This window comes from Roseburia zhanii, assembly GCF_014287635.1.
GTDB classification, from domain to species: Bacteria; Bacillota; Clostridia; order Lachnospirales; family Lachnospiraceae; genus Roseburia_B; species Roseburia_B zhanii.
On sequence record NZ_JACOPH010000002.1, the window covers coordinates 59656 to 74221 of the forward strand.

Annotated in this window: 16 protein-coding genes; all 16 read right to left on the bottom strand. The window is 38.2% G+C overall.

Translation table 11 applies throughout. From position 1 onward, the window contains the following. Positions 1–2: 2 nt before the first annotated feature. Positions 3–767: a FliA/WhiG family RNA polymerase sigma factor gene (locus H8S17_RS03395; RefSeq protein WP_178050725.1), complete on the bottom strand. Its 765-nt coding sequence runs from the start codon at positions 765–767 to the stop codon at positions 3–5. A gap of 26 nt (positions 768–793) precedes the next feature. Beyond that, a complete protein-coding gene (locus tag H8S17_RS03400) occupies positions 794–1123 on the bottom strand; it encodes a hypothetical protein (RefSeq protein ID WP_186866242.1) in 330 nt (109 codons plus the stop codon). Positions 1124–1153: 30 nt separating this feature from the next. Further along, the gene (locus tag H8S17_RS03405; protein WP_178050727.1) at positions 1154–1639 is read right to left on the bottom strand and encodes a chemotaxis protein CheD; all 486 of its coding nucleotides are present in this window, start codon (positions 1637–1639) and stop codon (positions 1154–1156) included. A gap of 12 nt (positions 1640–1651) precedes the next feature. Further along, entirely contained in the window at positions 1652–2272 is a 621-nt protein-coding gene (locus H8S17_RS03410) for a chemotaxis protein CheC (protein ID WP_178050728.1), read from the bottom strand. Between the two features lie 69 nt (positions 2273–2341). After that, a complete protein-coding gene (locus H8S17_RS03415; RefSeq protein ID WP_178050729.1) occupies positions 2342–2809 on the bottom strand; it encodes a chemotaxis protein CheW in 468 nt (155 codons plus the stop codon). Positions 2810–2822: 13 nt separating this feature from the next. Next, entirely contained in the window at positions 2823–4922 is a 2100-nt protein-coding gene (locus H8S17_RS03420) for a chemotaxis protein CheA (protein ID WP_186866243.1), read from the bottom strand. 1 nt (position 4923) lies between these two features. After that, positions 4924–6000 (bottom strand): chemotaxis-specific protein-glutamate methyltransferase CheB, encoded by a 1077-nt coding sequence (gene cheB, locus H8S17_RS03425; RefSeq protein WP_186866244.1) that lies wholly within the window; start codon positions 5998–6000, stop codon positions 4924–4926. Positions 6001–6050: 50 nt separating this feature from the next. Continuing rightward, complete coding sequence (locus tag H8S17_RS03430) at positions 6051–6785, bottom strand: flagellar brake protein (RefSeq protein WP_186866245.1); 735 nt, start codon at positions 6783–6785, stop codon at positions 6051–6053. A 13-nt stretch (positions 6786–6798) separates the two neighbouring features. Beyond that, the gene (locus H8S17_RS03435) at positions 6799–7683 is read right to left on the bottom strand and encodes a MinD/ParA family protein (RefSeq protein ID WP_186866246.1); all 885 of its coding nucleotides are present in this window, start codon (positions 7681–7683) and stop codon (positions 6799–6801) included. A gap of 3 nt (positions 7684–7686) precedes the next feature. Then, positions 7687–8970 carry a flagellar biosynthesis protein FlhF gene (gene flhF, locus H8S17_RS03440; RefSeq protein WP_186866247.1) on the bottom strand — a complete coding sequence of 428 codons (1284 nt, stop codon included), beginning with the start codon at positions 8968–8970 and terminating at the stop codon, positions 7687–7689. Next, on the bottom strand, positions 8970–11003 hold the full coding sequence (gene flhA, locus H8S17_RS03445; protein WP_186866248.1) for a flagellar biosynthesis protein FlhA: 2034 nt from the start codon (positions 11001–11003) through the stop codon (positions 8970–8972). The genes flhF and flhA overlap by 1 nt, the downstream gene beginning before the upstream one ends. Positions 11004–11025: 22 nt before the next feature. Beyond that, positions 11026–12153, bottom strand: coding sequence for a flagellar biosynthesis protein FlhB (gene flhB, locus H8S17_RS03450; RefSeq protein ID WP_186866249.1), 1128 nt, complete (start codon positions 12151–12153; stop codon positions 11026–11028). Next, complete coding sequence (fliR, locus tag H8S17_RS03455) at positions 12150–12935, bottom strand: flagellar biosynthetic protein FliR (RefSeq protein WP_178050737.1); 786 nt, start codon at positions 12933–12935, stop codon at positions 12150–12152. Before fliR ends, flhB begins: the two co-directional genes overlap by 4 nt. A gap of 8 nt (positions 12936–12943) precedes the next feature. Further along, entirely contained in the window at positions 12944–13216 is a 273-nt protein-coding gene (gene fliQ / locus H8S17_RS03460) for a flagellar biosynthesis protein FliQ (RefSeq protein ID WP_178050738.1), read from the bottom strand. 52 nt (positions 13217–13268) lie between these two features. Next, complete coding sequence (gene fliP / locus H8S17_RS03465) at positions 13269–14174, bottom strand: flagellar type III secretion system pore protein FliP (RefSeq protein WP_186866250.1); 906 nt, start codon at positions 14172–14174, stop codon at positions 13269–13271. 13 nt (positions 14175–14187) lie between these two features. Next, positions 14188–14562, bottom strand: coding sequence for a flagellar biosynthetic protein FliO (locus H8S17_RS03470; protein ID WP_178050740.1), 375 nt, complete (start codon positions 14560–14562; stop codon positions 14188–14190). Positions 14563–14566 lie beyond the last annotated feature (4 nt).

Here is a 14566-nt window from a genome sequence, read left to right on the forward strand (position 1 = left end):
CATCAATCTACAAGAATTTCCATATAATTTCCCATCTTCTTTTTCATTTTCAGTAACGCTTTCGTATGTAACTGCGAAACCCTCGATTCAGAAACTTCAAGAACCTTGCTGATTTCTTTTAATGTAAGTTCTTCATAATAATATAGTTCAATGACTCGTCTTTCTTTCTCCGTCAATAATTTCAATGTATCTTTCAAGACCTGTTTCAGTTCATTCTCCTGAACCTTTTCTTCCGGTTGTATAAAATGTGAATTATTCTTAGCATCCATCACCGGCTCTGTTCCCTGTTCCACATATTCATTTAAGGAAACAACATTTGTCACTTTTAGCTGTGACTGCCAGATAGACAGTTCATCATCGGATATCCCAATCTCTTTGGCAATTTCTTCCTCACTTGCATTCCTTCCAGTCTGCATTTCGATCTTTTTGATCGCTTCATCTAATTTCTTTTGTTTTTGTCTGACAGTTCTTGGAATCCAGTCCATTTTTCTGATCTGATCTAAAATCGATCCGCGTATTCTAAGACTTGCATAAGTTTCAAATTTTACATCTTTCGCTGCATCAAATTTATCAATGGCATCGATCAGACCAAATATCCCATAGCCCACAAGGTCATCATATTCCACATTATATCCAAGATACATACTCAGTCTGCCGGCTACCACTTTCACCAACGGTGCATATTCCAGAATTATCTTTTCTCGTATCTCACATGAGGGATTTTTTTGATAAGCTTCCCATAATTTTTCTTTATCTACTGTCTTCATTTCAAGCCCCCATTATCAATGCATTCTTATGCTTCATCATCCTTTGTCATATCTACATTATCATCCTGCTCATCTTCATCTTCGCTTTCATCTTCTGTGGGACTCTCATCCTGCTCATCTTCATCTTTGCTTTCATCTTCTGTGGAACTCTCATCCTGCTCATCCTCTTTTGCCATTTCTTTAAAATTCATGTTGATCACTATACAGATTACTGTACCAATCACATAAAATATCAGACATACAAATACAAATCTTTTTGCAAAGACAACAACATCTATTCCCTGTACAAATGACATAATACATGTTACAAAACCGGCAATCAAAGCCAATACTGCCGGTATGGGTTTTGTATTCATTCCAAACTCCTTTATCTCACAGACAATTGTTTATATGATTTTTAACGGTTTACCTACAGATTTAATATAAAATTCTCCTGTTTCACAATGCAATTCTACAGTACGTCCATAATTCAATCCCGTATCTTCTGCTATTAAACGAATCTTTAATTCCTTTAATTTCTCTTTTGCAGCAATTGCATTCCTCTCACCAATATTACCAACATTTGACATGCCGCTAACTTCAAACATCTTTGCTCCTCCAGCTATTTTAGCTACCAGACGTCCTCTGTTTGCCCCTGCGCCTACGACACGCCGAAGCAGTTCTTCAATCCCCGTATCTGCAAATTTTGCAATATTGCTATTATTCCTCATCTGCGTACTATCCGGCAGCATATAATGTACCATACCGCCAATTTTTGTGACCGGATCATAAAAAGTCAGCCCTATGCAGGAACCTAAGCCCAATGTTGTTATAATATCCGGAGCTTTGCATATATTTAAATCTGCCATACCCACTCGTATAACTTCGCTCATCTAATCTGCTCCTTATATTGAAAGACCTAGTGCTGTTAATATCTTATCATAGGAATCCTGTTCCGGCATCAGAATAAAATATCCATTGATCATAACGTCATCCCCAAACTCTGTTTCAATCAGCAGTGCATTGTCCCCAAACTGTCCAAACTGAATTGCCGGAACACTTAAAATAGATGCTGCCATATCTACAGATATATATGGGATTGAGGGTGTGATCACCAGATTCGTAATCGTAGACAATGCGGAAAGATAGGATGCTGCAATGATATTGCCGATTTCTTTTAATGCAGACAGATCCATCTCATCAAATTCTTTCTGATAGGAAATATCCCTTCCCATCAGTTTATTAACCAGATATTGTGCTGAATCCATTTTTAACAGGAACATCATACTTCCTTCAATATCTGTCTGTACTTCCAAAAATATTCCAACGATGATCTCATCTTCGGGACAGATCGCTGACCCTAACTTAGATGCTTCTACAAGCTCTACTTTTGGAACATTCATGTCAATCCTGATCCCTAACATGGAAGAAATTGCTGTTGTCGCATTTCCTGCTCCGATATTTCCAAGTTCTCTCAAGACGTCAACATACATATCGTTGACTTCTTCTAAAGTAAATTTACCCATAATCTTCTCCTTATTCGATAGGATATATAGAACATAGTGAGACTACGGATATAGCCTCACTATGTATTCTTATGAAACACTTTCTGATTCATCTACGACCGCATTGATATCAAATAAAGAGATCAATTCATCGCCATGCTTTCCGATACCGAAAATGAAACTACTCTTATCATTTTTGGTTGTTTTTGCCGGACGATCAATATCTTCAGTTGCTAATTCCACAACTTCTTTTACTTCATCTACAATAACACCAATCGTTCCCTGTTCTTCGATTTTTAAGATAATGATCCTAGATGCATCTGTAAATTCATCATCTTCAAGTTCCATTTTAAGCCGAATACTCATAACAGGCACAATTTCGCCACGCAGATTTAGGATTCCCTTAAAATAAGTCTGTGCTTTCGGAACTCTCGTAATACTCTGCATACGGACAATATTATCGATATAATTGATGTCAAGTCCATACTGCTCATTTCCGATTTTTACAACAATATATTGTTTTGTATTCTTTTCAGATACTTCCATTGCATTTTCCATTACAGACACCTCCTTAAAGTAACGCATTTACATCTAAAATCAATGCTACTTCACCGTCACCAAGAATGGTAGCACCACTGATCATCTTATTATTCTTAATAAACTTGCCAAGTGATTTGATAACGATCTCCTGCTGGCCGATCAGATTATCTACAACCAGACCTGCATACTTATCACCTTTCTTGACAATCACAACGGTTAAGCTTTCTGGATCTTCTTCTAATGGCTCGATATCTAAGATCTTGTCCATTCTGATCAGAGGAATGACCATGCCTCTTAAATGAATAACCTCTTTTGCTTCTACGTAACGGATATCCTTAACCGGAATATCTTCGATATTCTGGATAGAACCTAATGCGATCGCATATTTTTCCTGACGGATCTCAACCATCAATGCCTGAATGATTGCAAGGGTAAGTGGCAGTCTTACTGTAAACTTAGAACCTTCTCCAAGTGTACTTGACACTTCCACATCTCCACCTAATGCTTCGATATTCGAACGTACAACATCTAATCCGACACCACGGCCTGAAATATCAGTGATCTGTTTTGCCATAGAGAAGCTGGGAATAAAGAGCAGATTGATGACTTCTTTCTGGCTCATGTTCTCAGCCTGTTCCGGAGTGATCACGCCTCTTTCAACTGCTTTCTCTTTTACTTTTTCTGTATCAATTCCGTTACCATCATCGCTTACTTCGATGATAACGTTGTTGCCTTCCTGAAATGCGTTCAGATAAATTGCACCTTTTTCAGGCTTACCTCTCTCCTTACGGACTTCCGCACTCTCCAATCCATGGTCTGCAGAATTACGGAGCAAATGCTGCAACGGATCACCGATCTGGTCAACAACAGTACGGTCTAATTCTGTATCTTCACCACTCATATATAATTCCATGCTCTTATTTAGCTTTCTGGAAAGATCACGGATCATACGTGGGAATTTATTTACAACACTTTCGATTGGAACCATTCGAACTTTCATCACAGATTCATGTAAACTTGTGGTAATCCTCTCAAGATATTCAATCTGTTCATGAAATGTCTGGTTCTCGAAATTACCGCCTTCTGTTGTGCTGATAGAAACTAAACTGTTCTTTGCAATGATAAGCTCGCTGACCTGATTCATCAGGGCATCTAACTTCTCAATATCGACACGGACTGTACGGCTTGTAACCGGTTTGTTTGAAGTTGTTTTCTTAGCAGTTGCTGACTGTGTCTTTTTAGCAGTATTTTCTGCTGCAGCCGGTTTTGCTTCTGCTGTTTCCTGTACAGCAGCCGGTTTTTCTGCTGCTAATGCCATTTTCTCTTTCTTTTCAAGCATGTCTGATTTTACTTCTTCTGCTAAGACAGTGTCGATTTCAGAAACAGCTTTTGCCGCTGCAATGATCTTATCCAATGCTTCTTCTGATGCTAAGAAGAAAGAGAAATCCAATTCAAACTTTTCATCTTCTATATCCTGTGAACTTGGACGGTATACAATGATCTCACCAAAATCTTCTACTGCTTTGAATACAAGAAATGCTCTTGCTGCTTTTAACAGACAGTCCTGATGGATGTATACGGTAAATCCATAGACATGTTTTCCGCTTTCTTCGGCATTCTTAATGGCTTCTTTTTCACTGTTTGTCAGTTCAATCTCCATGAACTTCTTCGTACTGCCATCTTCTTCCTGCATCGGAGTTTCCTTTACTTCTGTAGCTTCTACTGAAGATGCCGTTTCTTTTCCTTCAGACTGTGCGATAAAATCATTTAATTCTTTGATGATCGCTTCGTTATCTTCAGTTCCTTCATCTGACGTTTCTTTAATATTCTCTAAATATTTATCTAATGCATCTAAACAGTCAAACAGGATATCGATCATCTTGCTGTTGACACGGATCTTATCACTACGGACTTCCTGAAATACATCTTCCATATCATGTGTCAGATGCTGCATACGTTTAAATCCCATTGTTCCAGCCATTCCTTTTAAAGAATGTGCTGCACGGAATACTTCATTGATCGTATCTTTATTATCAGGTTCTTTTTCCAGAGTCATTATGCAGTCACTTAAATTCTGTAAATGCTCATTGGTTTCATCGATAAAAATCTCTAGGTATTGGCTTACATCCATTCTACTGTACCCCCACTCTCTTTATTATTGTTGATGCAACTTCTGTCAATGGAACTACTTCATCTACCACACCAGCTTCATAGATTGCTTTTGGCATTCCATATACCACACAAGTCTGTGCATTCTGTGCGATCACATATATCGGTTTTTCTTTTTCTAATGCAAGAATGCCCTTTGTGCCATCTGCTCCCATTCCGGTAAGTACGACACAGACAATCTCATCATATCCGCTCTTTGTCAATGACTGGTATGTGATATTTGCACAAGGTTTTAAGCCACCGATTGCCGGCATATCATTAAAAGTGATCTTATGTCTTCCATCAGCAGTCTTTACAACTTCCATATGTTTCCCACCCGGAGCTACATATACCCAGCCTTTCTGTAAGATATCACCTTCTTCTGCTTCTTTTACAGAAATCTTACTAAGTTCATTTAACCTGTCTGCCATAGATTTTGTAAATCCTTCCGGCATATGCTGCACCAAAACAATTGGTGCATTCAGGTTCTTCGGCAGATATGGGATAATGCTTTGTAATGCTTTAGGTCCTCCGGTGGAACAGGCTAATGCGATCAGCCGGTTTCCATTCGATGGAACATTCTTAACCGGAATACCGGGCTTATCATGAGAAAAAATCTGTACCGGTTCTGCTTGTGGCTTCATGGTTTTTACAATACTCTGTGTCTTTAAGACAGCTGAAAGTACGGACAACAGAGATTCCTTAAATACTTCACCTTTTGCTTCTATGATATTTGTCGGCTTTGTTACAAAATCAACGGCTCCAAGTTCAAATGCCAGCATCGTTACCTTTGCTTCTTTGACAGTTGCAGTACTGACCATGATAACAGTCGCCTTTATATTGTCTTTTTGTAACTTTTTTAGTAATTCCAGCCCATCCATACGAGGCATATTTACATCTAACAGAACTGCATCATAATGTGTTGTCTTTAATCTTTCATATGCCTCAAGACCATCTTTACAGACATCTGTTGCCTGAAATGTACTATCTGTATTGATTATATCACACAACACCCTTCTCATAAGTGCAGAGTCATCGACAATCAAAATATTTTTTTTCATGGTTCCTTCCTTTCCCTATCTGTAATGATACAAATAAGCAAAATCTGTTTCTAATTCTTTTGTCTGTCTTTTCTCTCTTCTTCAAAAATATATCTGATGATTTCTTCTCTGACACGTTCCTCCTGAAACATAAACTGTATACGTGTTTCAAATTTTCCCGGATGATCCTCTTTTTTCTCAGACGCTAATACATGCCCCTTGATGTAATACTGTTTGTCAATATTATCATTACATAAACGTATGATCAGTAAAATATAACTATCTGTCTTTAAGTGATCCTCTCCTAGAATTCTGACTCCACCACCACTCAGGTCTAAGATCACTGCCTGCTTCTGATATTCATAAAAATGTTCATCTCTGAGTCCTTCAAAAATCTGATCTGTTGACTTTTGTTGTGCATCTTCCTTTGAGATCATATAAAATTGCATATTCATCAGACATGGATAACGGTAATATTCTCTTCTTTGAAATTTTTCTAACTGCGAATGCAGTTCAATAACGATTACAAAGATATTGTCCTGCTTATATCGCTCACGTATCTGTCCAATACTGTGATAGAGTCCGCTGCCTGTATAAAACACAAATTCAAAGCGGACGCCAAGCGGAAGCAATACGACTTTTCCATTTTCGATCGGCATTGTGATTTCTAATGATCCATCTTCTTTAATATCATTTACCTGACTTTTGTAAATACGTGGTGATACTCCTGTTTGTTCTACCCGGGCCACCTGCTGTACGAAACGGATATCAACTTTATCTCCTAAGTGTATTAAATTTGTTACCATATTTTTTCCTCGCTTAATTGGTTCTTCTTAATATAAAATTGATAAATAACTGTGTAATCCCCTTATGTATAGTAATCATTTCATGCTCATTATTGATATAATTATCTGCTAATATTTCAAATGCCCTGGATGATATGGCTTTTGGTGTTTCAACCGTTACAAGCTTTTGTCCCCTGACCGCATTTTCTAATTCCTGATCCTGTGGTATCATCCCCAGAAAATCAATCCTTCCACTTAAAAATTGTGATACAACGGAATTTAATTTGGAATAAACAACTTCTCCTTCTTCTACATTAGTGACTTTATTTGCAACTATACTGATCTTTGCTTTTTCTTTCGAAAAAGCCGGATTGCGATATAATGCTTTCAACAGTGAATAAGAATCTGTTAAGGAACTTGGTTCCGGTGTCGTTACCAATATGATCTCAGGACTTGCGATCACAAACTCCAAAACACTGTCTGAAATGCCTGCTCCGGTATCTATGATGATCACATCTGCTAAGTCATTTAATTCTGCTAAACAGTGTACAAAATATATGATCTGATCCTTTGAGAGATTGTTCAATCCTGCGATTCCCGAACCACCGGAAATAAATCCGATATCCATCGGTCCTGTCGTAATGATCTCCCGGATACTTTTTCCTCTGTATATTAAATCACTTAAATTATACTGTGGCACTGCACCAAACATGACTTCCACATTTGCCAGTCCAAAATCTGCATCGAAAATTATAACTCTATTTCCCATTTTCCGAAGTTCTACAGCCATATTTACAGCTATATTAGATTTTCCGACTCCACCTTTTCCACTGGTGATCGTTACCACTCTTGCTGTATGTGGCGGAACTTCCCGGCTTTTTTGCTTAATGACATTTCTAAGCTGTTCTGCCTGATCCATAGGCTACCTTCCTCCTAGTAACCGCTTTACTATCTTTTGTGAATTAAAAAGTTCAATATCATCCGGTACATTCTGTCCGTTTGTAATATAAGAAACTTCTGCTTTGGAATAAAGCTTGATATTTAACACATTCCCATAAGTAGTCGTTTCATCTAATTTTGTAAAAATGATCTTATAATCAGTGATCTCATGGTATACATCTGTGATCTCGATCAGATCTTTATACTTTGTTGTTGCACTTAACACTAAATATACTTCATTGTCATATTGTATATCTACATTCTGTATCAGTTTCTTGATATCCTCTTTCTGATTCGGACTCTTATGGGAGAATCCGGCAGTATCCACAAGTACTGCATCATATTCTTCGAGATTTTCGATCGCCTGATTTAATTCCTCAGCAGAATAAATGATATTTAACGGTGTATCTAGGATATTTGCATATGTCCGGAGCTGTTCGGCTGCTGCGATCCTGTAAGTATCTGCCGTTAAAAAGGCAACTTTTCTTCCCTGTTCCACTTTTAACTTCGATGCGATCTTTGCGATCGTTGTCGTCTTTCCTACACCTGTTGGTCCGATAAAAAAAATAACTTTTGGTTTCTTTCCGTTTAGATCGATCCCGTGTGGCTGTCCGAACTTTAATATCATCTTCTGGTATACATTCGATAAGATATAATCAACGCTGTTACCGTTCCAGTTTACTTTTTCTAATTCATCCATGATCTGATTGACATATTTCTCATTAACTTCATTATCGATCAGTGTTTCATACAGAACTTTGATAAATGTAAGATTCTCGCTTTTTTTCGATTCTGTCTTAATAAATTCCCGTTCTTCCGGCATTTTTTTCTCCGCTGATAACTGTTTTTCTAAGATACTCTGCAGATTTTCTAATTTTTCTTCAATCCGCTCACGCTCTTTTGGATCTTCTTTTTTTAACAAGTTCGCATTTCTCTTTAAAAATTCGATCGCACTCTGTTCTGCCTGCTCCTGTGACTGCTCCGCGTTATGATTCGAGATTGCCGACAATGAGATTGGTTCATCTGCTGTGACATTGATCGTATCATGTATCTTTTGCGGCGTTTTCAATGCCATACTAGAATCAATACGATCCTCTCGTTCTTCCATAGCTGCTGTCACCTCAAACGTAGATTTTTTAAAGGACTGAAATAAACCATGCGGTTTGATTTCTTTTACATTCATCACTACCGCACCTTCGCCAAGTTCTTCCTTTGCTTTTGCGATTGCTTCTTCCTGCGTCTTTCCCTGAAATTTCTTGATTGTCATTATCCTGTCACCATCCCAACTGACTGTAATTCAACATTTGATTCTATTTCATTGTAGGAAACTACAATTAAATCCCTGAAATAATCCGATGTAAGTTTTTTGAAATACATTCTTACGATCGGTGATGTCACGATAATTGCATTTTTGCCTAAGTTTTCTAACTTAGCCACTTCTGTTTCGACAGATGCAATGATCGCTTTTGTACGCTCCGGATCTAAAGTTAAATATGCACCCTGTTCTGTCTGCTTGATAGATGCCATAATATCCTGCTCCGTTTTCGGGTCTAATGTGATCACACTTGTAACCTCATTCGGTGCAAAATATTTGCTTGAGATCGCACGTTTTAATCCCTGACGGACATATTCTGTCAACACATCGGTATCTCTCGTTGTTGCTGCATGGTCTGCTAAAGTTTCAAAGATTGTCAGCAGATCCCTGATAGAAATACCCTCACGCAGCAGATTCTGTAATACTTTCTGAATTTCTCCAAGCCCTAACAGCTTTGGTACTAATTCGTCTACTAATACAGAATTGCTCTCCTTCAAGTTGTTTACCAGGTTCTGTACATCCTGTCTTGTCAACAGTTCATCAATATGTGACCGGATCACTTCTGTTAAGTGTGTTGCAATGATCGACGGTGGATCAACAACGGTATAGCCAAGACTTTCTGCACGTTCCCTCTGTCCTTCTGTGATCCAGATCGCCGGCAGATGGAAGGATGGCTCAAATGTCGGAATACCTGTGATTTCTTCTTCTACATATCCCGGATTCATTGCCATATAATGGTCAAATAAAATTTCTCCCTCTGTAACCTGAATTCCCTTGATTTTGATGATATACTGGTTCGGGTTCAACTGGATATTATCACGCAGGCGGATGATCGGCACAACCGTACCAAGTTCTAATGCGATCTGCCTTCGGATCATAACCACACGGTCTAATAAGTCTCCACCCTGATTGACATCGGCTAATGGAATGATACCATAACCAAATTCCAGTTCGATCGGATCAACCTGTAATAAAGATACCACATTTTCCGGTTTTCGTATCTCCTCTGCTTCTGTTTCTTCCATATCTGTTTCTTCCTCAATCTGTTCAATACTGATATTTTTGGAAATATTTCTTCCTGCCACAATAAATGCAAGTCCTAAGCCCATGAACAGATACCACTTAAATGGTGTGGTAAGACCTAAGAAACACATCGTTCCACCAACAATATACAATACTTTTGGCATACCGAAAAGCTGTTTTATAAGAATTGTTCCAAAATCAGCTTCTTTGGATGCTTTTGTGATCAGAATACCGGTTGCCAATGAAATGAGTAAAGACGGAATCTGGCTGCAGAGTCCGTCACCGATTGTCAGCAGACCATATTCCTGAATTGCTGAAGCAAAATCAAGCCCCTGTCTGGTAACCCCCATTGCTGTTCCACCGACAAGGTTGATCAGGGTAATGATAAGACCTGCTGTTGCATCTCCTTTGACATATTTTGTAGCACCATCCATGTTACCAAAGAAACTCGATTCTGCCTGGATCTTTTCCCGTCTTGCACGAGCTTCTTTTTCTGTGATCGCTCCTGTATTTAAATCGGCATCGATCGCCATCTGTTTTCCGGGCATAGCGTCTAATGTAAATCTCGCTGTTACCTCTGCTACTCGTTCAGAACCTTTATTGATAACAATAAACTGTATGAGGATCAGAACGATAAACACGATGGCACCGATGATCATATCACCGCCACCTACAAAAGAACCAAATGTTTCTACGACGTTACCCGGATTACCGGTCGTTAAAATCAAACGTGTGGAAGAAACATTCAATGAAATACGGAATATTGTCGTAAAGAGCAATAATGTCGGGAAAAATGACATATCTAAGACTTCCTGTGCAAACAACGCATTAAACATAATGATCAGCGCAATGGAAATATTGATTGCTAACATCACATCTAACAATGCTGAAGGAATTGGCACAATGAAAAAAATTACTGCTGCGAGCAAATACAATGCTACACCGACATCTGCTTTTTTCATCTTATATCCTCCTCTTCTAAATTTATGTATTCTTCATATCATATACTAACGCTAAAACTTCAGCTACAGCCTGATAGAGTTCCGGCGGAATTTCCTGTCCAATATCCACATTTGCATAAAGCATACGGGCAAGTGGTTTATTTTCCACAATTTCAATATGATTCTCTTTTGCAACCTCACGAATCTTAAGTGCTAAATGATCTTCTCCTTTTGCAAGCACAACCGGTGCTTTTGATTCGTTCGGATCGTATTTCAACGCCACCGACAAATGCGTCGGGTTTGTAATGATAACATCTGCTTTTGGTACATCCTGCATCATCCTCCGTCTGGATGCTTCCTGCATCCTCTGACGCTGTCTTCCCTTGATCTCAGGATTTCCTTCGGTATTCTTATATTCATCCTTGACTTCCTGCTTGGTCATCTTCATTTCTTCATGGAACTTATGCTTCTGATAAGCAAAATCTGCAACACCGATCACAAGATATACCAGTGAGATCTTAAGTCCCGCATCAATGATGATCTGACCACATAAGATGATTGCCTGTGTCAGTGGAATGTCATATAAAACAAAAAGGGTATCTGCATTTTTCTTAATAGATGTATATGCCACATATCCAATTATGAACAATTTTACAATAGATTTCAATAACTCAAATACAGCATCTTTTGAAAATATCCTCTTAAATCCATTAATCGGATTAAATTTATCTAATTTGGGTTCCATCGGCTTTTTGGTAACTTTAAAACCGATCTGTAATATACTGACTAACACACAGATCACAACACCTGCAATAAAAAAAGGAAGCATCATCTTTAAAGATTCGACTATGATATGTGTCATCAATGAAGATATACTATATGCACTGACATCCTGTGCATTAAGTTTTACAAAATCCGGTATTCTCGTATATACAAATGAAAATGAATTTACAAAACCACCATATATATAAGAAGTAAATATCTTTAACAGCAAAAACAGGACGATCAGATCAAATGCATGATTCAACTCCCGGCTTTTTGCTACCTTACCGTCTTTTCTGGCATCCTCTAATTTTTTTGCTGTCGGTTCTTCTGTTTTTTCTCCACCGGGACCATCCTTAGCAAACCATTGTAAGTCATAAGGAAGGCATAGTTCATTCCATTCTGTCAACTTTCATACATTCCTTTTATCATAGATACGATCGTTCTTCTCATCTCATCAAATATGAAATTAGATACGTTCATCAACAAACCGATTGTTAAAAACATGACTACAAGTCCTAGCAATACTTTCAACTGCATACCTACCGCAAACATATTCATCTGCGGGGATACTTTTGCCATGATTCCTAAAATACAATTTAATATCATAATACATGCGAAAACCGGCAGAATGATCCGAAATGCGATCACAAAGGAATTGATCATATAGGTGATCATCCCCTGTAATAAATGATCCCATTGAAATACCTGTCCATTAACAGGGATAAGCTGGTAAGAATCTGCAACTGCATGTAAGATATAATGGTGCATATTTGTTATGACTAATAACAGCAGCACAAGGTAATTATATAAATTAGCACTGACACTGACTTGTGTCTGCATCTGTGGATCATACTCTGTCGCCATGGAAAATCCGATATTGATATCTAATAAATTCCCGGCTAATAAAATAATGGAATTACAAATGTTTGCCGCAAATCCAATGAGCAACCCTGTAATTCCTTCTTTAATGACGATAATGGAATACCCAACAATTCCTGCATAGGCAAGCTCCTCTTTTGGAACGATCTGATATAAGATCAATGTCACAAAGAAAGATAAACCTATCTTCATCCTGCCAGGAGTACTTGACATTCCGAAAAATGGAGCAATAAATACAAAGCAGGAAATGCGGACCAAAATCAACAAAAAATATTCAAATGTAAGTAAGGAAAAGCTATAATCAACCATAATCCAACCTAACTTAAGTATATACTAAAGTCTGTCCACAGGCGCGTCATGTAATTTGACATAATGTCTAACATCCAAGGACCAAACAACATGATTCCCAGAAAAACTGCGATGATCTTTGGTACAAAGGTCAATGTCTGTTCCTGAATGGATGTAACTGTCTGAAAAATACTGATCACCAATCCAACGATCAATGAGATCAGCAATAAAGGAGCCGAAGAAACAATAATCGTATAAATCGCTTCTTTTGCAATTGTGATCACATCTCCCTGCGTAATCATTTACATTCCTCCTGTCAACTCATCCGAGTATTCATCTTTTATGTGGCTGCATTTAGTAAAATGTCTTTACAAGACTTCCAATTACTAAATTCCAGCCATCTGCCAAAATAAATAATAATATTTTGAATGGCAATGATATTGTTGTCGGCGGCAGCATCATCATACCCATAGACATCAAGACAGAGGCAACCACCATATCAATGACAATAAATGGAATGTAAATCAAAAATCCAATAATAAATGCTGTACGAAGTTCACTGATAATAAAACTTGGTATCAAAATGGAAAATGGAACTTCCTCATAGCTGTCATAGGTCTGACCGGAAATCTCTATAAAAAGGTCGATATCTTTTGTCTGCACCTGACCATTCATAAATTCCCGTAACGGTTCACTTCCGATCTGGAGTGCTTCTTCCTGCGTGATCTCTCCGGCATCAAAAGGCTTGATTGCATTCTCATTGATCTGGGTAAATACCGGATTCATAATGAAGAATGTCAAAAACAAAGCCAGACCGATCAACACCTGATTTGGAGGTGAAGTCTGTGTACCGATCGCTGTACGCAAAAAATGCAGTACGATGATAATTCTGGTATAAGACGTCAGCATGATCAATATAGACGGTGCTAAAGCAATAATGGTAAGGACTAATACGATTCGGATATTACCGGATAAATTGCCATTTTCATTATTATAGCTAAAGCTGATACCATTTGTACTGTCAGAAGTGGCACTTTCTACATCACCGCCACGTACGACATCCGGTTCTGCAATATCATCTCCTGCAGGCACATCTAAGTCATTCGATCCCGTGGCAGCTGTATTACTTCCTGCCATAGAACTGCTGACTGTTCCAGTAGCATATACACTCTGTCCTGTGCAGACGATCACCGAAATAAGAATGGCTATCACTGCAAAAGCAACAGATAATCTACAATATGACTTTTTAAATCTACTCATAATTTGTTCCCGTCTATTTCTTCGGTATACGTTTTTTTATTTTGTCTAATATATCTTTAAAACTTTCAGATGAAAAACTCATCGGCAGTTCTTCTGTCGGTACTTCTTTCAACTGTTCTTCTGTAAGCTTTGTCAACAGCCGTATTTCATCTTTCCCGATTGCGATCACAAGATATTCATTACCTGCTTCAACGATCTGAATATACTTATTCTGTGTGACCTTTAATGTTTCGATCACTTTCAGATTCCGGTTGAAACTGTGTCCTTTCTGATAACCTGCGATCCAGCGTGTTGCCACGTATGTGATCAGTAACACAAAGACAAATATGACCAGTACACCTATCAGCTGCACAAAACTATCCAGCGAAGAAGTCTGTACTGCGACCATATCA

Coding starts and splice junctions, on each gene's coding strand:
- H8S17_RS03420 (WP_186866243.1), bottom strand. CDS start 4,922: ATGGATGTAAGCCAATACCTAGAGATTTTTATCGATGAAACCAATGAG.
- H8S17_RS03430 (WP_186866245.1), bottom strand. CDS start 6,785: ATGGTAACAAATTTAATACACTTAGGAGATAAAGTTGATATCCGTTTC.
- flhA (WP_186866248.1), bottom strand. CDS start 11,003: ATGAAAAAAGCAGATGTCGGTGTAGCATTGTATTTGCTCGCAGCAGTA.
- H8S17_RS03395 (WP_178050725.1), bottom strand. CDS start 767: ATGAAGACAGTAGATAAAGAAAAATTATGGGAAGCTTATCAAAAAAAT.
- fliQ (WP_178050738.1), bottom strand. CDS start 13,216: ATGATTACGCAGGGAGATGTGATCACAATTGCAAAAGAAGCGATTTAT.
- flhF (WP_186866247.1), bottom strand. CDS start 8,970: ATGACAATCAAGAAATTTCAGGGAAAGACGCAGGAAGAAGCAATCGCA.
- H8S17_RS03400 (WP_186866242.1), bottom strand. CDS start 1,123: ATGAATACAAAACCCATACCGGCAGTATTGGCTTTGATTGCCGGTTTT.
- H8S17_RS03410 (WP_178050728.1), bottom strand. CDS start 2,272: ATGGGTAAATTTACTTTAGAAGAAGTCAACGATATGTATGTTGACGTC.
- fliR (WP_178050737.1), bottom strand. CDS start 12,935: ATGGTTGATTATAGCTTTTCCTTACTTACATTTGAATATTTTTTGTTG.
- fliP (WP_186866250.1), bottom strand. CDS start 14,174: ATGAGTAGATTTAAAAAGTCATATTGTAGATTATCTGTTGCTTTTGCA.
- H8S17_RS03470 (WP_178050740.1), bottom strand. CDS start 14,562: ATGGTCGCAGTACAGACTTCTTCGCTGGATAGTTTTGTGCAGCTGATA.
- H8S17_RS03405 (WP_178050727.1), bottom strand. CDS start 1,639: ATGAGCGAAGTTATACGAGTGGGTATGGCAGATTTAAATATATGCAAA.
- H8S17_RS03435 (WP_186866246.1), bottom strand. CDS start 7,683: ATGGATCAGGCAGAACAGCTTAGAAATGTCATTAAGCAAAAAAGCCGG.
- H8S17_RS03415 (WP_178050729.1), bottom strand. CDS start 2,809: ATGGAAAATGCAATGGAAGTATCTGAAAAGAATACAAAACAATATATT.
- cheB (WP_186866244.1), bottom strand. CDS start 6,000: ATGAAAAAAAATATTTTGATTGTCGATGACTCTGCACTTATGAGAAGG.